This window comes from Pseudomonas sp. MF08831 (assembly GCF_059862645.1).
Window position 1 is genome coordinate 121,067 of the sequence record NZ_JCBCUX010000009.1, and the last position, 22,885, is coordinate 143,951.

At 62.4% G+C, this 22,885-nt stretch carries 18 protein-coding genes; 8 read left to right on the forward strand and 10 right to left on the reverse strand.

The window, feature by feature from the left end; genetic code table 11:
* Entirely contained in the window at positions 1 to 234 is a 234-nt protein-coding gene (locus AC19YS_RS19665; protein ID WP_048720273.1) for a VF530 family protein, read from the reverse strand.
* 213 nt (positions 235 to 447) lie between these two features.
* Between AC19YS_RS19665 and AC19YS_RS19670 the strand changes: the two genes are divergently transcribed.
* On the forward strand, positions 448 to 2,466 hold the full coding sequence (locus tag AC19YS_RS19670) for a TonB-dependent receptor (protein ID WP_500602456.1): 2,019 nt from the start codon (positions 448 to 450) through the stop codon (positions 2,464 to 2,466).
* 557 nt (positions 2,467 to 3,023) lie between these two features.
* The gene (locus AC19YS_RS19675; RefSeq protein WP_106579445.1) at positions 3,024 to 5,441 is read left to right on the forward strand and encodes a glucose/quinate/shikimate family membrane-bound PQQ-dependent dehydrogenase; all 2,418 of its coding nucleotides are present in this window, start codon (positions 3,024 to 3,026) and stop codon (positions 5,439 to 5,441) included.
* A 190-nt stretch (positions 5,442 to 5,631) separates the two neighbouring features.
* Here AC19YS_RS19675 and AC19YS_RS19680 read toward each other — a convergent pair whose 3' ends face one another.
* From AC19YS_RS19680 to AC19YS_RS19720, 9 genes are all read right to left on the reverse strand, one after another.
* Positions 5,632 to 7,968, reverse strand: coding sequence for a putative bifunctional diguanylate cyclase/phosphodiesterase (locus AC19YS_RS19680; protein ID WP_200624570.1), 2,337 nt, complete (start codon positions 7,966 to 7,968; stop codon positions 5,632 to 5,634).
* A 254-nt stretch (positions 7,969 to 8,222) separates the two neighbouring features.
* Positions 8,223 to 9,395 carry an ABC transporter substrate-binding protein gene (locus AC19YS_RS19685; RefSeq protein ID WP_106579447.1) on the reverse strand — a complete coding sequence of 391 codons (1,173 nt, stop codon included), beginning with the start codon at positions 9,393 to 9,395 and terminating at the stop codon, positions 8,223 to 8,225.
* On the reverse strand, positions 9,392 to 10,366 hold the full coding sequence (locus AC19YS_RS19690; protein ID WP_500602457.1) for a CobW family GTP-binding protein: 975 nt from the start codon (positions 10,364 to 10,366) through the stop codon (positions 9,392 to 9,394). Before AC19YS_RS19690 ends, AC19YS_RS19685 begins: the two co-directional genes overlap by 4 nt.
* Positions 10,363 to 10,659, reverse strand: a complete 297-nt coding sequence (locus AC19YS_RS19695) for a hypothetical protein (protein ID WP_106579449.1) — start codon at positions 10,657 to 10,659, stop codon at positions 10,363 to 10,365. Before AC19YS_RS19695 ends, AC19YS_RS19690 begins: the two co-directional genes overlap by 4 nt.
* A 13-nt stretch (positions 10,660 to 10,672) precedes the next feature.
* Positions 10,673 to 11,422: an SDR family NAD(P)-dependent oxidoreductase gene (locus AC19YS_RS19700; protein WP_119738553.1), complete on the reverse strand. Its 750-nt coding sequence runs from the start codon at positions 11,420 to 11,422 to the stop codon at positions 10,673 to 10,675.
* 138 nt (positions 11,423 to 11,560) lie between these two features.
* The gene (locus AC19YS_RS19705; protein ID WP_500602458.1) at positions 11,561 to 12,322 is read right to left on the reverse strand and encodes an SDR family NAD(P)-dependent oxidoreductase; all 762 of its coding nucleotides are present in this window, start codon (positions 12,320 to 12,322) and stop codon (positions 11,561 to 11,563) included.
* Positions 12,323 to 12,332: 10 nt separating this feature from the next.
* Positions 12,333 to 13,673: an MFS transporter gene (locus AC19YS_RS19710; protein WP_106579452.1), complete on the reverse strand. Its 1,341-nt coding sequence runs from the start codon at positions 13,671 to 13,673 to the stop codon at positions 12,333 to 12,335.
* 30 nt (positions 13,674 to 13,703) lie between these two features.
* Positions 13,704 to 14,582 carry a polysaccharide deacetylase family protein gene (locus tag AC19YS_RS19715; protein ID WP_034096065.1) on the reverse strand — a complete coding sequence of 293 codons (879 nt, stop codon included), beginning with the start codon at positions 14,580 to 14,582 and terminating at the stop codon, positions 13,704 to 13,706.
* Positions 14,583 to 14,593: 11 nt separating this feature from the next.
* A complete protein-coding gene (locus tag AC19YS_RS19720; RefSeq protein ID WP_124416515.1) occupies positions 14,594 to 15,925 on the reverse strand; it encodes an amidase in 1,332 nt (443 codons plus the stop codon).
* A gap of 348 nt (positions 15,926 to 16,273) precedes the next feature.
* Here AC19YS_RS19720 and AC19YS_RS19725 point away from each other — a divergent pair, with 348 nt between their 5' ends.
* The 6 genes from AC19YS_RS19725 (at position 16,274) to cmoB (ending at position 22,830) form a co-directional block, all read left to right on the forward strand.
* Entirely contained in the window at positions 16,274 to 17,263 is a 990-nt protein-coding gene (locus AC19YS_RS19725) for a GntR family transcriptional regulator (protein ID WP_106579455.1), read from the forward strand.
* A gap of 159 nt (positions 17,264 to 17,422) precedes the next feature.
* On the forward strand, positions 17,423 to 19,846 hold the full coding sequence (lon, locus tag AC19YS_RS19730) for an endopeptidase La (protein WP_106579456.1): 2,424 nt from the start codon (positions 17,423 to 17,425) through the stop codon (positions 19,844 to 19,846).
* A 203-nt stretch (positions 19,847 to 20,049) separates the two neighbouring features.
* Complete coding sequence (locus AC19YS_RS19735; protein WP_500602459.1) at positions 20,050 to 20,439, forward strand: protease inhibitor I42 family protein; 390 nt, start codon at positions 20,050 to 20,052, stop codon at positions 20,437 to 20,439.
* A gap of 1 nt (position 20,440) precedes the next feature.
* Positions 20,441 to 21,097 (forward strand): lysoplasmalogenase, encoded by a 657-nt coding sequence (locus tag AC19YS_RS19740; RefSeq protein WP_106579458.1) that lies wholly within the window; start codon positions 20,441 to 20,443, stop codon positions 21,095 to 21,097.
* A 36-nt stretch (positions 21,098 to 21,133) separates the two neighbouring features.
* Positions 21,134 to 21,877, forward strand: coding sequence for a carboxy-S-adenosyl-L-methionine synthase CmoA (cmoA, locus tag AC19YS_RS19745; RefSeq protein ID WP_106579459.1), 744 nt, complete (start codon positions 21,134 to 21,136; stop codon positions 21,875 to 21,877).
* Positions 21,874 to 22,830, forward strand: coding sequence for a tRNA 5-methoxyuridine(34)/uridine 5-oxyacetic acid(34) synthase CmoB (cmoB, locus tag AC19YS_RS19750; protein ID WP_119738540.1), 957 nt, complete (start codon positions 21,874 to 21,876; stop codon positions 22,828 to 22,830). Before cmoA ends, cmoB begins: the two co-directional genes overlap by 4 nt.
* Positions 22,831 to 22,885: the final 55 nt, after the last annotated feature.

Here is a 22,885-nt window from a genome sequence, read left to right on the forward strand (position 1 = left end):
TCAGTCCAGTGGGCGTTTGGTACGCATCAGCTTCACGTACAACCCTTCGACTTTCTCCCGCGCCCATGGGGTTTTGCGCAGGAACGTCAGGCTCGACTTGATGCTCGGATCGCTCTTGAAGCAGCGCACATCAATGCGTTCGGCCAGGCCTGCCCATTCGTAGTGTTCCACCAGGGTGGTGAGGACGTGTTGCAGGGTCACACCGTGGAGCGGGTCGTTGCTTGTCGCGGTCATGCCGGGCCTTTTGCACTAAGAGGAAACACAGCCGCGCACCTTAGCCGACGGGGCGTACAGGTGGAAGCACTGCATTGAATATAGACCCTGGAGAAAAGTTCCCCTTTTCAGCGAAAAAAGAGATGTTATATTGTAACGATAAATATCAAAAGTAACTGACCCGATACCGTTTCAGCCTTCTCTTTTTTGTGCCGTTTTGCCAAGGAATGTTCGATGTCCCTCTCTTCTCTCTGGCGCTTGACCCCTCTTGCCGCCGCTGCGCTGATCTGCTCCGAAGCCCACGCCCTGGAACTGCAACCCCAAGTCATCACCGGCAATCCATTGGGCAGCGAACAGCTCGCCTCACCGACCACAGTGCTGGAAGGTGATGACCTGACCCTGCAACAAAAAGGCAGCCTCGGCGAAACCCTGAACAAGCAACCGGGCGTGTCCTCGTCCTACTTCGGCCCGGGTGCCAGCCGGCCGATCATTCGTGGCCAGGATGGCGACCGCATTCGTATCCTGCGCAACGGCGTGGGCGCGCTGGACGCCTCGTCACTGTCCTACGACCACGCCGTGCCGCTGGACCCGGTCAACGTCGAGCGCATTGAAATCGTGCGCGGCCCGGCCGCCCTGCTGTACGGCGGCAGCGCCATTGGCGGCGTGGTCAACACCTTCGACAACCGCATCCCCACCGAAGCCATCGAAGGCATCCACGGTGCCGGTGAATTGCGCTACGGCGGCGCCGACACCACCCGCAGCAGCGCCGGCAAACTGGAGGCCGGCAACGGCTCCTTCGCCTTGCACCTGGACGCGAACGCGCGGGAATTCAACGACCTGAAAATCCCCGGTTTTGCGCGCAGCCGCCACGCCCCGGACACCGAAGATGGCCCCGGTAAAAACGGCCGCCTGGGCAACAGCGACGGGCGCCAGGACGGTGGCGCGGTGGGTGGTTCCTACACCTGGGACGACGGCTACGCCGGCCTGTCCTACAGCAACTACGATGCAAACTACGGCTCACCTGCCGAGCAGGACGTGCGCATCCGCATGAAGCAGGATCACTACGCCTTCGCCTCCGAAATCCGCAACCTGCAGGGCCCGTTCACCTCGGTGAAACTCGACGCGGGCTACACCGACTACGAACACCGCGAAATCGAAGGCGGCGAAACCGGCACGGTGTTCAAGAACAAGGGTTACGAGGCGCGCGTAGAAGCTCGTCATCAGCCGATTGGCCCATTCGATGGCGTGGTCGGCGCGCAAGTGACCCGCAACGAATTCTCGGCCCTGGGCGAAGAAGCCTTCGTGCCGCAGACCGACACCAACGCCGGCGCCCTGTTTATCTTCGAAGACATGCAGGCCACCGAGCGCCTCAAACTCAGCCTCGGCGCTCGCCTGGAACACACCAGCGTCGACCCGGACGCCAAGGGCAATGCGCGCTTCGCCAATGCGGATAAAACCAATGACTTCACCGCCGGCAGCCTGTCGTCCGGCGCCGTGTACAGGCTCACGCCGGTCTGGTCGCTGGCCGCAACCCTGGGCTACACCGAGCGCGCGCCGACCTTTTACGAGCTGTACGCCAACGGTGCCCACGTCGCCACCGGCACTTATGAGTTGGGCGATGCCAACCTGAAAAAAGAAAAAGCCGTGTCCAGCGACTTGGCGCTGCGTTTCGACAATGGCACCCACAAGGGCAGCTTCGGGGTGTTCTACAGCCGCTTCTCCAATTACATCGGGCTGCTGGGCACCGGACGTACGCTGAACGATGACGGCGAAGAGGACGCGGGCGGCATCCCTGAGTACAGGTACTCGGGCGTGCGTGCACGTTTCGCAGGTTTCGAAGCCCAGGATCACTGGAAACTCGGCGAAAGTGCCTACGGCAAGTTTGCGCTGGAGCTGTCAGGCGATTACACCCGCGCAACCAACCTGGACACCGGCGAAGCCTTGCCGCGTATCGCGCCGCTGCGCTTGAACAGCGGTTTGCTGTGGGAACTGGACCGCTGGCAGGCGCGGATCGACGTCGAACATGCGGCAGGCCAGGGGCGTGTGCCGAGTAACGAGAGCGGTACCGATGGCTACACCACCCTGGGCGCGAGCGCGGGTTATCACTTCAACGTCGGCGCCAGTCAGTGGCTGGCGTTCGTCAATGGCGAAAACCTGACCAACCAGACCGTGCGCTATGCCAGCTCGATCCTGCGCGATATCGCACCGGCGCCGGGGCGCAGTGTGCAATTTGGTGTGCGTACCACTTTCTGACGCCCCCTTTGGGATCGGTTTTGTAGCAAAAGTGCTTCCTGTGGCGAGCGGGCTTGCCCCGCGTTGGGCCGCGAAGCGGCCCTGAAATCAGTCAATGAGCTGTACCTGATACACCGCATTTCTCATTGATCAGGGCCGCTTCGCGCCCCAACGCGGGGCAAGCCCGCTCGCCACGACAAACCAGCACGCCACCCTCTCAATCCAACTTGGGAATTGGGGTTGCGCAGCCATTTTTGCAGCGACGTTCTGTCACTGTTACCAGAACTGAAATGATGCATCTCTCGATTTAGCCTTTCTCAATTCGAGAAGGCGCTTTATCCTTGCCGCAACAAACTGAAACGTTTCATGCCTGCGGTCGATCCCACCTTGCCGAACTTACCCCTCTTCAGAGACAGCGCTGTCTTATACCGACCTGCGCACGGGAATAAATCGCCCGCCTGTGGATAACCCTCTTATCCCCAGAAAAACCAAATTAACGCTGAACCAAGCCCGCGCCGAATCGTCATCTACAGTGAAGCACGGGGTTACATAATTCCAACGTCACGGAGAAACACACTATGAGCACTGATGGTGCTTCAAGCCCAAGCCGCCTGCTGCCCAGGCTGCTGGGGATCTTGCTGCTGATCATGGGGCTGGCCTTGCTGGCCGGCGGCGTCAAGCTGAGCATGCTCGGCGGGTCGCTGTACTACCTGCTGGCCGGTATTGGCATCGCCCTCACCGGCGTTTTGCTGCTGGCCACCCGCCGCGCTGCGCTGGGTCTGTACGCACTGGTGCTGTTCGCCAGCACCGTGTGGGCACTGTGGGAAGTCGGCCTGGATTGGTGGCAACTGGTGCCGCGCCTGGCCCTGCTGTTCGCCTTGGGCATCGTCTTGCTGCTGCCGTGGTTTCGCCGTCCGTTGCTGCGCGGCCAGCCTGCGCCGCTGGGCACTGGCGCGCTGAGCGTGGCCGTGGTGCTGGCGGGCGCTGCCGCCCTGGCCAGCCAATTCACCAACCCGGGTGAAATGGTCAAGACCGGTCAGCTCGACCGCGACGCCGTGCCTGGCATGGCCAGCGCTGCACCGGCCCAGGCCGATGGCGACTGGAACTCCTACGGTCGTTCGGCCTTCGGTGATCGTTACTCGCCACTGGCGCAGATCACCCCGGAAAACGCCCACAAGCTGGTACCGGCGTGGACCTTCCGCACCGGCGACATCCCTGGCCCAGGCGATCCCGGTGAAACCACCGCAGAAAACACCCCGCTGAAAGTCAACGGCATGCTCTATGTGTGCACGCCGCACAGCCAGGTGATCGCCCTGGACCCGGACACCGGCAAGGAAATCTGGCGTTTCGACCCGAAGATCAGCACCGAAGGTGCCGCGAACTTCAAAGGTTGGGCGCACATGACCTGCCGTGGCGTGTCGTATCACGATGACGCCGTGTACGCTTCCGAGCAAAGCCCTACCGGCAGTGCCAGCACCGCTCCGGTCAGCGCCGTCTGCCCGAAACGCATTTTCGTACCGACTGCCGACACCCGTCTGATCGCCCTGGATGCCGACACCGGCAAAATGTGTGAAGACTTCGGTGACAAAGGCCAGGTCGACCTGCGTGCCAATATCGGCAGCTTCGCCCCAGGCGGTTACTACTCCACCTCGCCACCGGCCGTGACCAAGAACCTGGTCGTGATCGGCGGTCACGTGACCGACAACGTTTCCACCGACGAGCCTAGCGGCGTGATCCGCGCGTTCGACGTGCACACCGGCAAGCTGGTGTGGAACTGGGACAGCGGCAACCCGGACGACACCACCCCGTTGGCCGAGGGCAAGACCTACACCCGCAACTCGCCGAACATGTGGTCCATGTTCAGCGTCGATGAAAAACTCGGCATGCTCTACCTGCCGATGGGCAACCAGATGCCTGACCAATACGGCGGCGACCGTACCGAAGATTCGGAAAAATACAGCGCCGGCCTGACTGCTCTGGACATCGACAGCGGCCACGTGAAGTGGACCTTCCAGTTCACTCACCATGACCTGTGGGACATGGACGTGGGCGGCCAGCCTAGCCTGATCGACATCAAGACCGCACAGGGCGTCAAGCAAGCGGTAATGGCTTCGACCAAGCAAGGCAGCATCTACGTGCTGGACCGCACCAACGGTCAGCCTGTGGTGCCGATCAACGAAATCCCTGTACCGCAAGGCGCAGTGGCCGGTGATCACACCTCCCCTACCCAACCGAAGTCCGACCTGAACTTCATGCCGCCGCCGTTGAAAGAACGCGACATGTGGGGCGTGACACCGTTTGACCAGATGCTGTGCCGGATCGATTTCAAATCCATGCGCTACGACGGCCCGTTCACCCCGCCATCGCTGCAAGGCTCGATCGTTTACCCAGGCAACTTCGGCGTGTTCGACTGGGGTGGCATTTCCGTAGACCCGGTTCGCCAGATTGCCTTCGTGAACCCGAGCTACATGGCGTTCAAATCGAAACTGATCCCGGCTGCCGACATTGCCAAGCAAGGTCCACGCGTCAGCGAAACCGAAGGCGTACAGCCGAACAAAGGCGCGCCGTACGGCGTGATCCTCGAAGCGCTGCTGTCGCCTTTGGGTCTGCCGTGCCAGGCTCCGGCGTGGGGTTATGTGGCGGCGGTCGACCTGACCAACCACCAGACCATCTGGATGCACAAGAACGGCACCGTGCGCGACAGCTCGCCGGTTCCAATCCCGCTGACCATGGGCGTGCCTAGCCTGGGCGGGACATTCACCACCGCCGGTGGCGTGTCCTTCCTCAGCGGCACCCTCGACCAGTACCTGCGTGCCTATGACGTGAAAAACGGCAAGCAGCTGTGGGAAGGCCGCCTGCCAGCAGGCGCGCAAACCACACCGATGACCTACACCGGCAAGGACGGCAAGCAGTACGTGCTGGTCATGGCTGGCGGTCACGGCTCGCTGGGCACCAAGCAGGGTGACTATGTGATGGCGTTCAAACTGCCGGACTAAGTGTTAACCCGCGGTAAAACAAAGGCGGCTACCTGATGGGTAGCCGCCTTTTTTTGTGCCCATGTTCACTCAATGTGGGAGCTGGCTTGCCTGCGATGGCGGTGCAACAGAAACAGATTTTTTGACTGCCACGCCGCCATCGCGGGCAAGCCCGCGCCCACAGGGTTCAGGGGTGTTCAGGCGAGGGGGTTTACAGGGCAACCCGCTCTCGCCGCATCCACATCTCAAACGCCATGGCATTCAACGGCTTGCTGATCAGGTGACCCTGCGCCGTGTCGCACTTCCACTGCCTGAGCAGCTTCAGGCTGGGCTCGAACTCCACACCTTCGGCCACCACCTTGAGCCCCAGGTTGTGGCTCATTTCGATGGTCGAACGCACAATCACGCCGTCTCCGCTGGCGCTGTCGAGGTTGCGGATGAACGACTGGTCGATCTTCAATTCCTGCACCGGCAAACGCTGCAACTGCGCCAGGGATGAATAGCCGGTGCCGAAGTCGTCCACCGACAGGCTGATACCACAGCTGCGCAATTGCTCCAGCACGCTGAGCGCCTGTTGCGGGTTGTGCATGATCGCGCTCTCGGTGATCTCGAAGGTCAGTTGCTGCGCCGCGACGCCGTATTGCATCAGCAAGGCGGTGACGCGAATGGCCAGGTCGTCATCGGCCAGGTCGTCCACCGAAATGTTGACCGACAGTTGAATGTGCAAACCGCGCCCTGCCCACTCGGCGATCTGCCGGATCGCCTCCTCGATCACCCACAGCGTCATGCTGCGCATGCTGCCGGTGCGTTCGGCCAAGGGAATGAATTCGGCGGGCGACACCTGGCCCAGCGTCGGATGCTGCCAGCGCAGCAAGGCTTCCGCCTGGCGTACGTGGCCATGAATGAGGTCGAGTTTGGGCTGGTAGCACAGGAACAATTCGCCTTCGACGACCGCGCGGCGCAGGTCGCGGATCAGCGTGATCTGGCGCTGGTGCGCCAGGTCGCGGTCTTGCTGGTAGATCTGCAGATGCCCGGACAGGCTCGCCGCATCATGCCGGGCGATGGCGGCGCGGCTGATCAATTCTTCGACCTGCTGGCCGTCGGCCGGGTAGGCGGCAATGCCGATGCTGACTTCATGCCGCACTTCGTCGTTGCCGATGCGCTGGGGCTCGGTGAGCAGCGCATACAGGCGGTCGGCGCGGGCGACCGCGCGATCGATCTCGGTGTTTTCCAGCAACAGCAAAAACTCGCTGCCGGCGATCCGCGCGGCGGTGTCACTGGCCAACAGGCACATGGACAGGCACCGGCTGGCCTCACGCAACATTTCTTCCACGCCCTGCGGCCCGAAGCCTTCGTTGATCACCCGGTAATTTTCAATCCCCAGGTACAGCAACACCACCGGGCGCTGTGCACTGATCGCACTGCCCAGGCGCTCCATGGCCAACGCGCGATTGGGCAGGCCGGTGAGCGGATCATGCAGGGCGTTATGGGCCAGCTGCCGCTCGCGCACGGCGATGCCGCTTTGCATTGCATTGAAGGCCTGGGCCAGCAAGCCGAATTCATCGTGACTGCGCACCCGTACCGGTGTTCGATAATCACCGGCCCCAATCCGCTCGGCCGCTTCCACCAGGGCGTTGAGCGGGCGTGACACGCGGCGCGCCAGCAACAACGCGGCGGCCAGCGACACCAACAACACCGCCAGGGCGATGCCGAGGAACTGCCGGTCCAGCGGCGCAAAAGACTCAAGCGCATGGTCCAGCGGGCTCTGCAGCAACACGCGCACCTCATCGCCCTCGCCGGTGTTGGCCAGCGGCAGCACCTGGCTGAGCACGCGTTGCCCATAGAACAGGTTGATCTGCGCATCGGGGTTGAGGGGCGCCTGGTGCAGCGTATCGATAATGGTGGCCCGATAGGCCTCTGGCTGGGTGCTGAACAACTCGCCGACCTGGCCGTTCTGCACGCTGAGGAACGACACTTCAAGGTTGCTCATGGAACGCAGTTCGTTGGCGAACAGCTTGTCCATGGGAAAGCCCATCACCACGCGGGCGATGGGCTGCGGGTCGAGGACGACATCCTGCACAAGCAGATAGGGCTGGCCGTCCATCGCGACGATAAGCATCTGCAAGCCGCTGCGTCGCGCATGACGCAAGGCCTCGTCGTATGGGAATAGCTGGCCGTGTGTCAGCACCGGCAAGGTACTGACCATCACCTTGCCATCCAGGCCCAGCACAAACACTTCGCTGGAACGCAGGCCGGTACCATGCCGTTGCAGCGCGGCCATCACCGTTTCGGGGTTGCCCTCGGCGACCGCCAGTTTGAAGGGGCCGTCGGCGGTGAGCCAATCCAGCCCGTATTGCAGACGACGCCCGCGCAGGTCGAGCAAACGTTCGAACACTTGGCTGCCGGTGCTGAGCTGAACCTGGGCCTGGTTCTCCACGGCGCGGGTGGTGGCGGCCTTGACGGCGAAGTAGGTCGCGGCCACGACCACCAGCAGCAATAGCGCCAACACCCCGGCAATGCGGGTCTGAAATGTGTGGCGCCACTTCATTGCCGTGGCCTCTGGCAGCACGCGCCTCTCTGTGCCGATCCGTCCCTTTGTCATACGCATTCCTGGCGGCTGCTGACCTGGCGTCAAAAAAACATCCGTTTTTAATGAATGGTTGGTTCAAGCAGATTAGCTGGGGGCTGGGATATGTACACCCAACAGGGACGGGGATGTGCCTGTCAGTTTATTGGCGGCAAACGCTTGGCTTGGAGGGCTGCAGGGGCATTGCCCCTGAGGGAATGACGGGGGCGTACTGATCACACACGTGCGCGCATGAAGTCCCCCCACCGCCGCACCAGATAATTGTGCTCATCCATCACCGAGTTCCACACCGCAATGTGGCCCATGCGCTGCTCATAGGAGCCACCATCGCGCACCTCGCCGACGTCGATCAACGGCAAGCCATCACTGCCGAGCAGCTCCTCACGGGCGGGCTTGCCGGCATACCAGTAATCCCACTCGGCGCTGCTCAAATGATCGCGGGTGCGCGCCGGGTTACCGATGTAATAGCCCTGACGCGCCATCACCGCCCCCGGCCAGCCGGATAACCACCAATTGAGATAAGCATAAGCCGCATCCAGCACCGGCCCCTGGGCATGGCGCGACAACGACAACCCACCAAACCATCCGCGGTACCCTTCACGGGGCACCGCCAGCCGATACTTCACGCCTGCCCGGTGCAAGCGCATCAGGGTCGGCGACCACAGACTCTGGATATCAATGCTGGGGCTCAGCATCAACTGCGCGGCCTCTTCATCATCCGACCAGAACGCCGCAAAGTGCCCCTCCTTCTGCTTGCGCACCAGAATGTCAGCCAGTACATCGATCTCTTCGATGCTCATATTGCCGATGTCCCTGAACTGCGCCAGCCCTGCCCCCTGCACCGCCAATGCGGCATCCAGCGCGCCAATCGCGGCATCGCTTTGCAGCGCAGTGCGCGCGCTCCAGGCCGGGTCGAGCAGCCAGCCCCAGCTTTCATTGCCGTGGCTGAAGCCTTCGGGCAAACGCTCCGGGCGGTAGGCAAAACTGTCGGCGTTATGGGTCAACGGCAGCATGCTGATGCGCTCGGTGACGCTGCTGCCGAGGCTGCCGTCGTGCTGCACGAACAGGCGCTCGCTGGGTACGCTGCCGCTGCCCAACCGGTCATTGGCCGACAAGCGACCCCGCTTGGGCAAGTCATTGATCTCGTGCCACAAGGCGATGCGCCGGGTGTCGATAGGCTGGATCGCCCGCGCCGGCCAGACGAAATCAACATTGTGAAACCATTGGTCGTAGAGGTCGTAGCTGTCGGGCTGCATCACGGCGATGCGCTGGGCCTGCGCCACGTCGTGCACCTGATAGACCAGGCGAATACCCAGCTCTTTTTCAGCGCGAACGCGCAAGCATTCCAGCAGGGTCACGGACGTACCGAGCACACGTAATGTGATCATGCTGCGAAGCGCCGTGAGAACACCTCGAACGAGCGCCGCAACAGCGCCGGGTCGAGGCCGCGCAGGATAAACACCAGCCGCGACTGGCGGTCGGTGCCGGGCCACGCGGGCAAGTGCACCGGGGCGTGCAGGCAATGCTGCACGCCATGAATGACGATGGGAGCCGAGCTTGCGTTCACGTTGAGCAGTCCTTTGACGCGAAGGATTCGTTCGCCGTGGCATCTTAACAGCATCGACAACCAGACCCCGAAACCGACCCAGTCCAGCGGTTGGTCAAAGGTCAGGCAGCATACTTGCGCCGCGCCGTGGCGGGCCGTGGTGGTTTGATGCAGCTGCCAGCGGCTGACTTCAACGGCCGGTTCGGCGCTGCGCAAGCCTTCGCCAAGCAGCAACTGATCGCCGCTGTGAACCTTATGGGTGTCAAGAATCGGCGTCCCCGCGTTGAGTGCCCGCAAGTGCGCGCGCAGTGCTTCACAATCGCCGGCCAAGTCGGTCTTGCTCAGCAGCAAACGGTCGGCCGCCGCAACCTGGGCCAGCCATTCCGGGTGCAGGCGCTCTTGCAACGTGGCGTGACTGGCATCGACCAGCGTGATCACCAGGCCGATGTGAAAACGCCCGCGCAGTTGCACATCGTTGTTCAGCGTGGCCAGGATCGGCGCCGGATCGGCCAGGCCGGTGGTCTCCAGGATCACCCGCTTGAACGCCGGAATTTCACCGCGCTCGCGCCGTTGCAACAGGCCGAGCAATGCATCTTTGAGCTCGCCGCGAATCGAACAGCACACGCAGCCGCTGGGCAGCAGCACGGTGTCCGGCGCAACTTCTTCCACCAGCAGGTGATCGATGCCGACATCGCCAAATTCGTTGATCAGCAACGCGGTGTCACCCAGGCTTTCGCCCTGCAACAGGCGCTGGAGCAAGGTGGTCTTGCCGCTGCCGAGGAAACCGGTGATGACGTTGAGGGCAATGCTCATGATGACTCCAGGTGATCAAGCAAGCGGGGATCCAGCGGATCCAGCGGGCGGCCGAGCATGCCTTCAGCCGCTTGCCAGAGTTGATCCAGGCCACTGGCCAATGCCTGCTTGCCGGTGGCGCCCAACAACAGGTAAGACGCGCCCTGGAAGTCTTCGACCTTGAGCCGGAACACCGCCAGCACCTGGTTGATCGCCGCAATCCGGCGCAGGCGTTCACGGCGTCTTGGCAATTCATCGCCCAAAGGATCGCTCCAGTGCAGGTCTTCGCCGAGTAATCCGCAGAGTCCGCACATGGTTACACCTCGCTCATGGCATGACATCGCCGGAGTTCGGGCCCAGCGTCTGGCCCACGAACAGGTTGCCGCCCGGCTCACTGGCCAGCAGCACGGCGGTGGGCGCCACCTCATCGGCCAGGCCGAAACGGCCCAGGGGCAACTCGGCCGCCTTGGCCTGCTTCCAGGTGTCGCTGATCCCACCCACCAATGGCGTTTCAATTGGGCCGGGCGCAATGGCGTTGACCAGCACATTGTCCTTGGCCACTTCCAGCGCCAGCGATTTGGTGAAACCGATCACGCCAGCCTTGGCCGCAGCGTAATGGGTCAGTTCAGCGCCGCCCTTGATGCCCAACTGCGAGGCGACATTGATGATCCGCCCCCAGCGTTGCGCCAGCATGTGCGGCAAGGCGCGCTGGCTGGCGATGAACACGCTGGTGAGGTCAACGCGCAGCATGTCGTTCCACATCTCGATGGAGAGGTCGACGCAACGCGCCTGGGTGAGCATGCCGGCATTGTTGACCAAAATATCGATGCCGCCGAAGTGCTCGACGCAGCGGTCGACACTGGCCTGGGCGCCTTCGACAGTGCCGACGTCGGCCAGGCACTCGAACACCTCGGCGCCGAGATTGCGGCAAGTGATGGCGGTTTCCGCAAGGCCGGCGGCGTTGCGGTCGGCCAGCAACAGCCGCGCGCCTTCGGCGGCGTAGGCACGGGCGATGGCAGCACCGATGCCGCTGCCGGCGCCGGTGATGACGGCGCGTCGATTATTCAGTTGAGGCATACAAAATCTCCTAAAACAAACACGGTCCCTGTGGGAGCTGGCTTGCCTGCGAAAGCGGTGGATCAGTCAGTACATGTGGGGCTGAAACTCCGCTATCGCAGGCAAGCCCGCTCCCACATTTTTTTGCACCGCGTGCGGTCAGTCAGGCCAGCGCACGGTCAAGCCACCGTCGATGACGATGCTTTGTCCGGTCAGATAACTCGATGCCTCACTGGTCAAAAACTGCACCAGCGAGGCCACCTCATCCGCCCGCCCTACGCGGCCCAGCGGAATCGCCCGCGCCGCCTTCGCCAATCCCTCAGGCCCCAGCGAATTCTTCGCATCCAACGACTGCGGCGTCTCGATCAACCCCGGAATCACCGCGTTGCAACGGATGCCCAATGGCGCCAACTCCACGGCCAGCGACCGGCACAACCCCGGCACGCCGGCCTTGGCCGCCGCGTAATGGCTGTGCTCCTGCCAGCCATACACGCCGCCGGCAATCGACGAAATCGCTACCAGCGCGCCGCCCTCGCCCATATGCCGGGTGGCCGCGCGAAAGGTGCGCATCACCCCCGTCAGGTCGACGTTGAGCATCTCGTTCCACAACGCATCGGTCATCTCCGACAACGGTGCGCGACGCAGCAACCCGGCATTGGCTACCGCGTAATCCAGGCGGCCGAAATGCTGCACGGCTTGCGCGGCCAGTGCGTTTACCGAGGCGGTGTCGCCCACGTCCAGCGGTAGCATCAGGCACTCACCACCGGCTTCTTCCACCCGCGCTACGGTGGAGTGCGGGTCGTGCGGATCGGCCGGGTAATACCCGCCAACCACCGCCACGCCATTGCGCGCATAGGCCACGGCCAGGGCTTGGCCGATGCCGCTGGCGGCACCGGTAATCAGGGCAACTTTACGGCTCATCTCACACTCCTCACTGAACGGTTTCCGGGCGCACATGGCGCGCGGCAAACATCAGCGCACCGGACAAAAAGCACGGCAGCGCGCCGAACCACAGCGCGGCGGTCTGCCAGTCGCTGCCGGCGGACAACACCTGCGTGGCGCCGAAACCGGCCACCACCGCCCCAATCGGGCCCATGGCATGAATGATCGCGCCACCGGTGGCGCGGATGCTGGTGGGGAAACTCTCGCTGATAAAAAACAGCGCCGCCGAGTACGGCCCGATCAGGAAGAACAGGCCCAGGCTGTAGAGCCCCACCACCATCGCCATATTGCTTGGCCCAAACAGCATCCCGGCGAACGCCAGGCCGCCGAGCATCCAGCCCAGACCGATGACATTGCGACGGCCGATTTTGTCGCCCATCCAGCCATGGCTCAGGTAACCGCAGTACCCCACCAGGTTCGACAGCACGAGGATGATCAGCGAGTTCTCGAACGAGATATGGTGCACGCTGACGATCACCGAAGTCCCCAGCACGCTGAACACCTGGATGGCCGCCCAGTTGAGCAACAGCGCGGCGCCGATCACCAGCGTGGCGCGGCGGGCCGGGCCACGGAAGGCGGCTTTGAGGCCGGCCTTGCTGTGTTCGTCATAGTCCACGCCGTAGGTCACGGCGACGTTCTGCGCCTCTTTCACCGCGCCACTTTTACGCAGTTCGCTGATGCGCTGGTGAACCTGGAACTGCGGGCTCTCCTTGAGCTTGCGCGCCATGATCGCAATCACGATGGCCGGGATGGCGGCAAAGATGAAGCAACCCTGCCAGCCGATGATCGGCAACAGCAGCGCGGTCAACCCGGCGGCGATCAACGCACCGACCGGCCAGCCGCCCTGCACCAGGCTGTAGATAAACCCGCGCCGCTTGGTCAGGCGCGGGTCTTCAGAGGCGCCATACAGCTCGCTCAAATACGTGGCGTTGACGGTTTCCTCGGCATAGCCCAGGCCACCCAACGAGCGGATCAGAATCAGCGGCGACTTGCCCCACGCCCCACCGATCGCGGTGAGTGCCGAGCACAGTGCGGAACCGGCCACGGTGAAAATAATGCCTTTGCGTCGCCCCAACTTATCGACGACGGGGCCAATGGCAAAGGCAACCACCGCTGTGCCCACCGCCACCCAGGTCGCGATTTCAGCTTGCTCCACCTCACCCCAGCCGAAATGCCGGCCGATCTCCGGCAACAAGGTGCCGAAGAGGATGAAGTCATACACCGCAAACACCCAGGCGAAAAACGCGATCCAGGTGGCGAAGCGCACTTCCTGGGACGTCAGTTGCCGGGGTTTCCAGCCAGTCAGGTCAAGCTTGTTGTAGATGGACATAAATCGCGCCTCGGGGGTGTGGGCTAAGGGTCAGGAACGCGGTTGGCGGCGGATAAAGTCGTCGGCGATTTCGTCGAAAGTGACGAAGCGCACGCCGGCATGGCTCTGGATGTGTTCGATCAAGCGCTCGAGCATCAGCAGCACCTGTGGGCGACCGGACACGTCGGGGTGAATGGTCATGGTGAACACGGCGTGTTCGTGCTCGCGGTAGACCCAGTCGAACTGGTCGCGCCACATTTCTTCCAGGTGGCGCGGGTTGACGAAGCCGTGGCTGTTGGGGGCTTTCTTGATGAACATCATTGGCGGCAGGTCGTCGAGGTACCAGTTGGCCGGGATCTCCACCAGGTCGGTCTCTTCGCCGCGCACCAGCGGTTTCATCCAGGTGTCGGGGTGCTGGCTGTAGTCGATCTTGGTCCAGCTGTCGCCCTTGCGCACGTAGTAGGGGTGGAAGTCGTTGTGCATCAGGCTGTGGTCGTACTTGATGCCTTTTTTCAGCAGCAGTTCGTTGGTGACCTTGCTGAATTCCCACCACGGCGCGACATAGCCGGTGGGGCGTTTGCCGGTGACCTGAGTGATCAGCTCGATGGATTTATCCAGGACGATTTCTTCCTGCTCGGCCGTCATCGCAATCGGGTTTTCATGGCTGTAGCCATGCACGCCGATTTCGTGACCGGCGTCGGCCACCGCCTTCATCTGCTCGGGGAAGGTTTCCATCGAGTGGCCGGGAATAAACCAGGTGGTGCGCAGGCCATAGCGTTCGAACAATTTGAGCAAGCGCGGCGCGCCGACTTCACCGGCGAAAAGGCCGCGCGAGATGTCGTCCGGCGAGTCTTCACCGCCGTAGGAACCGAGCCAGCCGGCGACGGCGTCAACGTCGACGCCAAATGCACAGAGAATGTCTTTAGCCATGATGTGTCTCCTTAAATAGTCATTACGGATTCGACGGACAACGCCACGCGCAACAGGCGTGCGTCTTCTCCCGACGGGGCACTGAGCAGCAGCCCGGTGGGCAGGCCCAGGGCATCGCGGCCGCTGGGCAGGCTCACGCCAGGCATGTCGAGCAGACTGCCGGGCATGGTCAGGCGCAGGGTGGCGAGGTTGGTTTTCACGAACAGTTCGTCGTCGGCTTCCAGCGGGGCCAACGGGGGGGCGACATGGGCAACGGTCGGGGTAATCAGCACGGCGCCGTCGAGCTCGTCGACCAGTTGGTACTGCAGGCGACGGCGCGCGTCGATCAGGTGCAGCAACTGACTGGCGGGCAGTGAACGCGCAGCTTCGAGGCGGCGGCGTACGCGCGGGTCGAGCAGGTCGGCGTCGCGGCTGTCGAGCAAGGCCTCGTGCAGCGCGAAGGCTTCGAATGAGCCGAGCCAGCCGTCCTGCTTGATCAGGTTGAGCGTGGCCTGGAAGGTGGCAGACGGGCGCACCTCGATCAGCGCGCCAGCGGCCTTGATGAGGTCCACGGCGCGCAGCAGGTTATTGCGTACGGCCGGTTCGATGTCTTCCAGTGCGCCTTGCTCCAGCACAAAGCGTTGCCCCTTGAGGCTGCGGGCAACATGGGTTTGCGCGCGGCCATTGAGCAGGTCGTCGATCACCAGTGCATCGCGCACGCTGCGGGTCAGCGGGCCGAGGCTGTCGAGGGTGTGCGCCAGCGGGAATACCCCGTCGCGGCTGTAGCGTCGGCTGCTGCTGCGGTAGCCCACCACGCCGTTGAGCGCGGCCGGAATGCGGATCGAGCCGGCGGTGTCGGTGCCCATGGCGATCGGCACAATGCCGCCGGCCACGGCGACGGCCGAGCCGGATGACGAGCCACCGGGAATACGCGGTTGATCGCTGCCGTTCGGGTTATACGGCGTGCCGAAATGCGGGTTCAGGCCCAAGCCGGAATAAGCCAGTTCGCTGAGGTTGGTCTTGCCGAGACTGACCATCCCGGCGCGGCACAACAGGCCCACACTCGGCGCATCGAGCAACGCCGCTGGCGCCTCGCGACGGTAAGCGGCGCCGGCGGTCGTGATGCTGCCGGCGACATCAAACAGGTCCTTCCAGGCCAGCGGCACACCGTCGAACACGCTCAACGGTTGCCCGGCACGCCAACGGGCGGCGGCAGCTTCAGCTTCGCGACGGGCGCGCTCGGCCGTCAGGGAAATAAACACTGTGGGCGCCATGCTCGCGTGCAGCAGCGCCTGTTCGAGGACTTGCACCGGGTCGCTGCGACCGCTGGCGAACGCTTCGGCCATTGATGTGGCGTCTGACATCAAGCTGCACCTCACAAAACGTACATATTAATAAAATGTACGTTTTACAAAGGCAGCTTTCGTGCCAGTCTTTGCTGCCGGCATTTGTGCACAAGCGAGTTTCGGGCCTTTAGCTACGGGCTAGATGGTTTTGTAGGAACCAAAAAGAGTGGCAAAGGCGTGGGCACAGGCCTTGAATTGAATAATGTATCTTTTATTAATAAGTACATTTTGGTGCAGAAAAGTAACAGGTTACGGCCAAGGCCCCAAAAAAGTGCCAGCACCGTGGCGCAGAGTGACAGGGGTAACTATGAGAGAATCCCCGGCCACTTTCCTACAAGCCCTTCAACTCTTTACCTAGAGAAGCAGATGAAAGCAGTGTCCGCCTCGGCCTCCCGTTACGCGATGATTCACACGCTGTTGCGGGATGCGATCGTCAACGGCACCGCCCGCCACGGGCTGGTCTTGCTGGAAGCGCCGCTGGCCGAGTTGTTCGGCACCAGCCGCGTACCGGTGCGCAAGGCGCTGGACCTGCTGCACGACGAAGGCCTGATCTGCCGCTTCAATGGCCGCGGCTACCTGATCAACCCCGAAGGCCTGGCCATGGAGCCGCTGCGCCTGCCCTTGAGCCATGCGCACCTGGGCCTCAACGGCGATGACGAGTTGGTAGACACCCGGCCGCTCGGCGAACGGATCGTCGAGGAAATCGGCGCGGCGTTGTCCACCTGCATTGCCTTCGGTCATTACCGCCTGGATGAGCAAGCCGCCGCCGACCATTACGGCGTCAGCCGCGCCGTGGTGCGTGAAGCACTGATGCGCTTGCGCGACCGTGGCCTGGTGGAAAAAGAACCCTACTCCCAATGGCTGGCGGGGCCGCTGACCGCGCGCGAGGTCACCGAGGACTACGAACTGCGAGCCTGCCTGGAACCCGAAGCCCTGCGCCAGAGCGCGCCGAACCTCGACCGAGACATGCTCGAAGCCATGTTGCAGCGCGTGCTGGATGCTCAGCAAAGCCCGCAGTGCAGCCTGCAAGCCATTGAGCAGATCGAAGAGGACTTGCACCAGCGCTGCCTCGCCGGCCTGCAAAACCGCAAGATCGCCGCGCTGATTCGCCAGGGCCAGAGCCCGATGATCATCAGCCGGATTTTCTACCGGTTACTGGGGATCGGCGCCGATCCCGCCATGCTCGCCGAGCACCGCTTGATTCTGGAGCTGCTGCTGCACGGTGCATATGACGCGGCGGCGCTGAATTTGCGTGAGCATTTGCAGCGGGCACGCCAGCGCATGCTGCAACGCTTGAAGGTGTTGTCGGTGCTGCCGGAACAGCCATTGCCGGCTTATCTGCACAAAATCAGCTGACAGCGCTCGGTACACAAGGTGGGAGCTGGCTTGCCTGCGCCCACAGGGGAAGGCGGTGTTTCGAAAATATTATGCAATTTGTTGCTAACTGCGCCCCGCCATTGAAACCACCGCTGCCCCGCCCCATCTAACCTGCATACTTCCTTATGCAGGTGCCCCATGAGCGACCAGCAAGAATTCCCGGACATCGACCTGAACGATTACGCCGACCCCGAAAACGCTGAACACCAGGCTTCGTCCAACACCGGCCTGGCCCTGCCTGGGCAAAACCTGCCGGACAAGGTCTACATCATCCCGATCCACAATCGGCCGTTCTTCCCGGCGCAAGTGCTGCCGGTCATCGTCAATGAAGAACCGTGGGCCGAGACCCTGGAGCTGGTGAGCAAATCCGACCACCACTCCCTTGCGCTGTTTTTCATGGACACCCCGCCAGAAGATCCGCGCCATTTCGATACCTCCAGCCTGCCGCTGTACGGCACGCTGGTGAAGGTGCACCACGCCAGCCGCGAGAACGGCAAATTGCAATTCGTCGCCCAGGGCCTGACCCGCGTGCGCATCAAAACCTGGCTCAAGCACCACCGCCCACCGTACCTGGTGGAAGTCGAATACCCGCACCAGCCGACCGAGCCGACCGACGAGGTCAAGGCCTACGGCATGGCGCTGATCAATGCGATCAAGGAACTGCTGCCGCTCAACCCGCTGTACAGCGAAGAGTTGAAGAACTACCTCAACCGCTTCAGCCCCAACGACCCGTCGCCACTCACCGACTTCGCCGCCGCGTTGACCTCGGCCACCGGCAACGAGCTGCAGGAAGTGCTGGACTGTGTGCCCATGCTCAAGCGCATGGAAAAAGTCCTGCCGATGCTGCGCAAGGAAGTCGAAGTTGCGCGCCTGCAAAAAGAAATCTCTGCCGAAGTGAACCGCAAGATCGGTGAGCACCAGCGCGAGTTCTTCCTCAAGGAACAGCTCAAGGTCATCCAGCAGGAGCTGGGCCTGACCAAGGACGACCGCAGCGCGGACGTCGAGCAGTTCGAACAACGCCTGGTGGGCAAAGTACTGCCGACCCAGGCGCAAAAACGCATCAGCGAAGAAATGAACAAACTGTCGATCCTGGAAACGGGTTCGCCGGAATACGCCGTCACGCGCAACTACCTGGACTGGGCCACCTCAGTGCCGTGGGGCGTGTACGGCGAAGACAAGCTCGACCTGAAACACGCACGCAAGGTGCTGGACAAGCACCATGCGGGCCTGGATGACATCAAGAGCCGCATCCTCGAGTTTCTTGCGGTGGGCGCCTATAAAGGCGAAGTCGCCGGTTCCATCGTGCTGCTGGTCGGCCCGCCGGGCGTGGGCAAGACCAGCGTGGGTAAATCCATCGCCGAGTCCCTGGGCCGGCCGTTCTATCGCTTCAGCGTCGGCGGCATGCGCGACGAGGCCGAGATCAAGGGCCATCGCCGTACCTACATCGGCGCCCTGCCGGGCAAGCTGGTGCAGGCGCTCAAAGACGTGGAGGTGATGAACCCGGTGATCATGCTCGATGAGATCGACAAGATGGGCCAGAGCTTCCAGGGCGACCCGGCATCGGCATTGCTGGAAACCCTCGACCCGGAACAGAACGTCGAATTCCTCGATCACTACCTCGACCTGCGCCTGGACCTGTCCAAGGTGTTGTTCGTCTGCACGGCGAACACGCTTGATTCGATCCCGGGCCCACTGCTGGACCGGATGGAAGTGATTCGCCTGTCGGGCTATATCACCGAAGAAAAGGTCGCCATCGCCAAGCGCCACCTGTGGCCAAAACAGTTGGAAAAGGCCGGTGTGTCGAAAAACAGCCTGTCCATCAGCGACGGCGCCCTGCGCGCGCTGATCGACGGCTACGCACGCGAAGCCGGGGTGCGCCAGCTGGAAAAACAGCTGGGCAAACTGGTGCGCAAGGCCGTGGTCAAGCTGCTGGACGAGCCGGACTCGGTGATCAAGATCGGCAACAAGGATCTGGAAAGCTCCTTGGGCATGCCGGTGTTTCGCAATGAGCAAGTGCTGTCCGGTACCGGCGTGATCACTGGCCTGGCCTGGACCAGCATGGGCGGCGCGACCCTGCCGATCGAGGCGACGCGCATCCACACGCTCAATCGTGGCTTCAAGCTCACCGGGCAACTGGGTGAGGTGATGAAAGAGTCCGCCGAGATTGCCTACAGCTACATCAGCTCCAACCTCAAGTCGTTTGGCGGCGATCCGAAGTTCTTCGACGAAGCCTTCGTGCACTTGCACGTGCCGGAAGGCGCTACGCCCAAAGATGGCCCGAGTGCGGGCGTGACCATGGCCAGTGCCTTGCTGTCGCTGGCGCGTAATCAGCCGCCGAAAAAAGGCGTGGCCATGACCGGCGAGCTGACGCTGACCGGGCATGTACTGCCGATTGGCGGTGTACGTGAGAAGGTGATTGCGGCGCGGCGCCAGAAGATCCATGAGCTGATTTTGCCGGAGCCCAACCGTGGCAGTTTTGAAGAGCTGCCGGAGTACCTGAAAGAAGGGATGACGGTGCACTTCGCCAAGCGCTTTGCGGATGTGGCGAAGGTGTTGTTCTGACCATTGTGTAGTGCCTGAACTGGCCTCATCGGGGGCAAGCCCCCTCCCACAATTTGACTGCATTCCAAAGGATGTACTCGGTCAACTGTGGGAGTGGGCTTGCCGCCGATTAGGCCAGACCTGCCAACACAAAAGCCCGCCTTGTCACACCTTGTCTCATCTTCGGTTATGCTCGCCCTTCGTCGCCATCCAACGGAGCCCTCATGACTGCTGCCCGCCTGCTTCTCCCCTTGAGCCTTGCCCTGCTGGCCGCCTGCGCCAGTGCCCCCAAGCAAAACGTCACAGTGGAAAACCAGAGCGCCTGCCCGCTCCAGCTTAAAACCGGGCAAAACCTGATCCTCACCTTGCCGAGCAACCCCACCACCGGCTATCGCTGGGCCATCCAGGATTCCGCCGGCGGCGTGCTGCGTGCACTCAGCCCTGAGGTTTACAGCAGCACCGAGTCCGGTGTGATCGGCGGTGGCGGCCAATCCACTTGGCGTTTCCAGGCCTTCGCGGCCGGCCAGGGCCGTTTGCGGCTGACCTCTCAGCAACCTTGGGAACCGGAATCCGAGCCTGCCGAAACCTTCGACTGCGCCATCACGGTGAACTGATATGCCTTGGCTGATTCTTGCGTTGATGGGCGCCGGCACCTTTGTCTACGGTTTGAGCACCCACGCGGCGCTATTGTGCCTGCTGGTCAAACCGTTGCCGGTGCTGGCGTTGCTGGGCTGGCTGCATGACGCGCCGCCCACCGACTATCGACGCTGGATCAGCCTGGGGCTGATTTTTTCCCTGGTGGGCGACGTGTTGCTCGCGTGGCCGGGCGACCTGTTTATCTTCGGCCTGGGCGCCTTCCTGTTTGCGCACCTGGCGTATTTGAAAGCCTATTTCAGCGATTGCCGGCGCCTGGCGTTGTTGCCGCTGGTATTGGCACTGGGCGTGGGCGCGATTCTGCTGAGCGTTCTGATTGCCCATGGCCTGGGCGAGTTGCTGATTCCGGTGGTGGTGTATGCGCTGGTGATCAGCGCCATGCTCTGGCGTGCGTTGGCGCGACTGGGCAGTGAGGTGCCCAAGCGCTCGGCCCTGCTGGCGGCGGCGGGCGCGGTGTCGTTTGTGTTTTCCGACACGCTGATTGGTATCAATCGGTTCGTGGTCGCCTTTGAGGCGGCGCCCTATTTGTTGATCAGCACGTATTGGCTGGGACAGTGGGGCATCACCGCCTCGGCTTTCCATCAGACAACCCGCGCACACGAGGGCCAATTTGGCTAAAATGCCGGCCTTTCCCCCCTCGTCGCCGGAACAACCGTGAGCAAAGAACCCGATCGCCTATTCGCCCAGCCCCTGCCCCAGGTGCCGGACTTCGCCTTTAACGAGGACGTGGTGCGGGTGTTCCCGGACATGATCAAGCGCTCGGTGCCCGGTTACCCGACCATCGTCGAGAACCTCGGCGTGCTCGCCGCGCAGTTTGCGCAACCCAACAGCGTGCTCTACGACCTGGGCTCGTCCCTCGGCGCGGTCACCCAGGCGCTGCGCCGCCATGTGCGCACCGACGGATGCCGGGTAATCGCCGTGGATAACTCGGCGGCGATGGTCGAGCGCTGCCGCGAATACCTCAATGGTCAGGACTCGATGTTCCAGGAGTTGCTGCCGGTTGAGGTGATCGAGGGCGATATCCTCGCGCTGCAGTTCCAACCGGCCTCGGTGGTGGCGCTGAATTTCACCCTGCAATTTATCGCCCCTGATGAACGCCTGGCATTGCTGGGGCGTATCCGCCAGTCGCTGCTGCCCGGCGGCGCGTTGATCCTCTCGGAAAAACTGCGGTTCAACGACCCGCAAGAGCACGCATTGCTCACCGACCTGCACATCGCGTTCAAACGCGCCAACGGCTACAGCGAACTGGAAATCGCCCAGAAGCGCAGCGCCATCGAAAACGTCATGAAGCCTGACAGCCTCGAAGAACACCGCGAACGCCTGTTGGCGGCCGGGTTCTCGAAAGTCGTGCCGTGGTTCCAGTGTCTTAACTTTGCCTCGTTGATTGCCTTGCCATGATTGATCTGTCCCCCCTCGCCCGCCATCTGGTCGGCACTCCGTTGGCCGTGTGGGCCCAAGGCCTGCAAGCGCAACTCGATAGCAAGATGGAAAAGGGTCATGGCGACCTGGAGCGTTGGCAGAGTGCGCTGGATGCGCTGCCGCAGATCCAGCCCAGCGAAGTCGATTTGCTCAACGGCCTGACCCTTGATACCGATTGCGACGACGCCACCCGCGCACAGATGCGCACTGCGCTGATGGGCCTGAGCCCGTGGCGCAAAGGCCCGTTCAACCTGTTTGGCGTGCATGTGGACACCGAATGGCGTTCGGACTGGAAGTGGACGCGGGTTGCCCCGCACCTGAATTTGAACGGCAAGCGCATCCTCGATGTGGGTTGCGGCAACGGCTACTACATGTGGCGCATGCTCGGCGCGGGTGCCGACAGCGTGATTGGCGTGGACCCGAACTGGCTGTTTTTCTGCCAGTTCCAGGCTGTACAACGCTACCTGAACGAGCCGAAGGCCTGGCACTTGCCGTTCCCGTTTGAGGACCTGCCGCCGAACCTGGAAGGCTTCGACACGGTATTTTCCATGGGCGTGTTCTATCACCGGCGCTCGCCGATCGAGCATTTGCTGGCGTTGAAAGATTGCCTGGTCAAAGGCGGCGAACTGGTGCTGGAAACCCTGGTGGTGGAAGGCGATCAGCAGCAAGTGCTGGTGCCGGAAGACCGCTACGCTCAGATGCGTAACGTGTGGTTCCTGCCGTCGGTGCCGGCGTTGATGCTGTGGCTACGGCGTGCGGGCTTCAGTGAGGTGCGTTGTGTGGATGTGAGCGTGACCACGGTTGAAGAACAGCGCGGGACGGAGTGGATGAAGTATCAGTCGTTGAGTGATTTCCTCGATCCCGAGGATCACAGCAAGACGATTGAAGGGCTGCCGGCGCCGATGCGGGCGGTGATTATCGCGAAGAAGTGAGCTCTGATTTCCCTGCTTAAACAGAGATCAAAATGTGGGAGCTGGATTGCCTGCT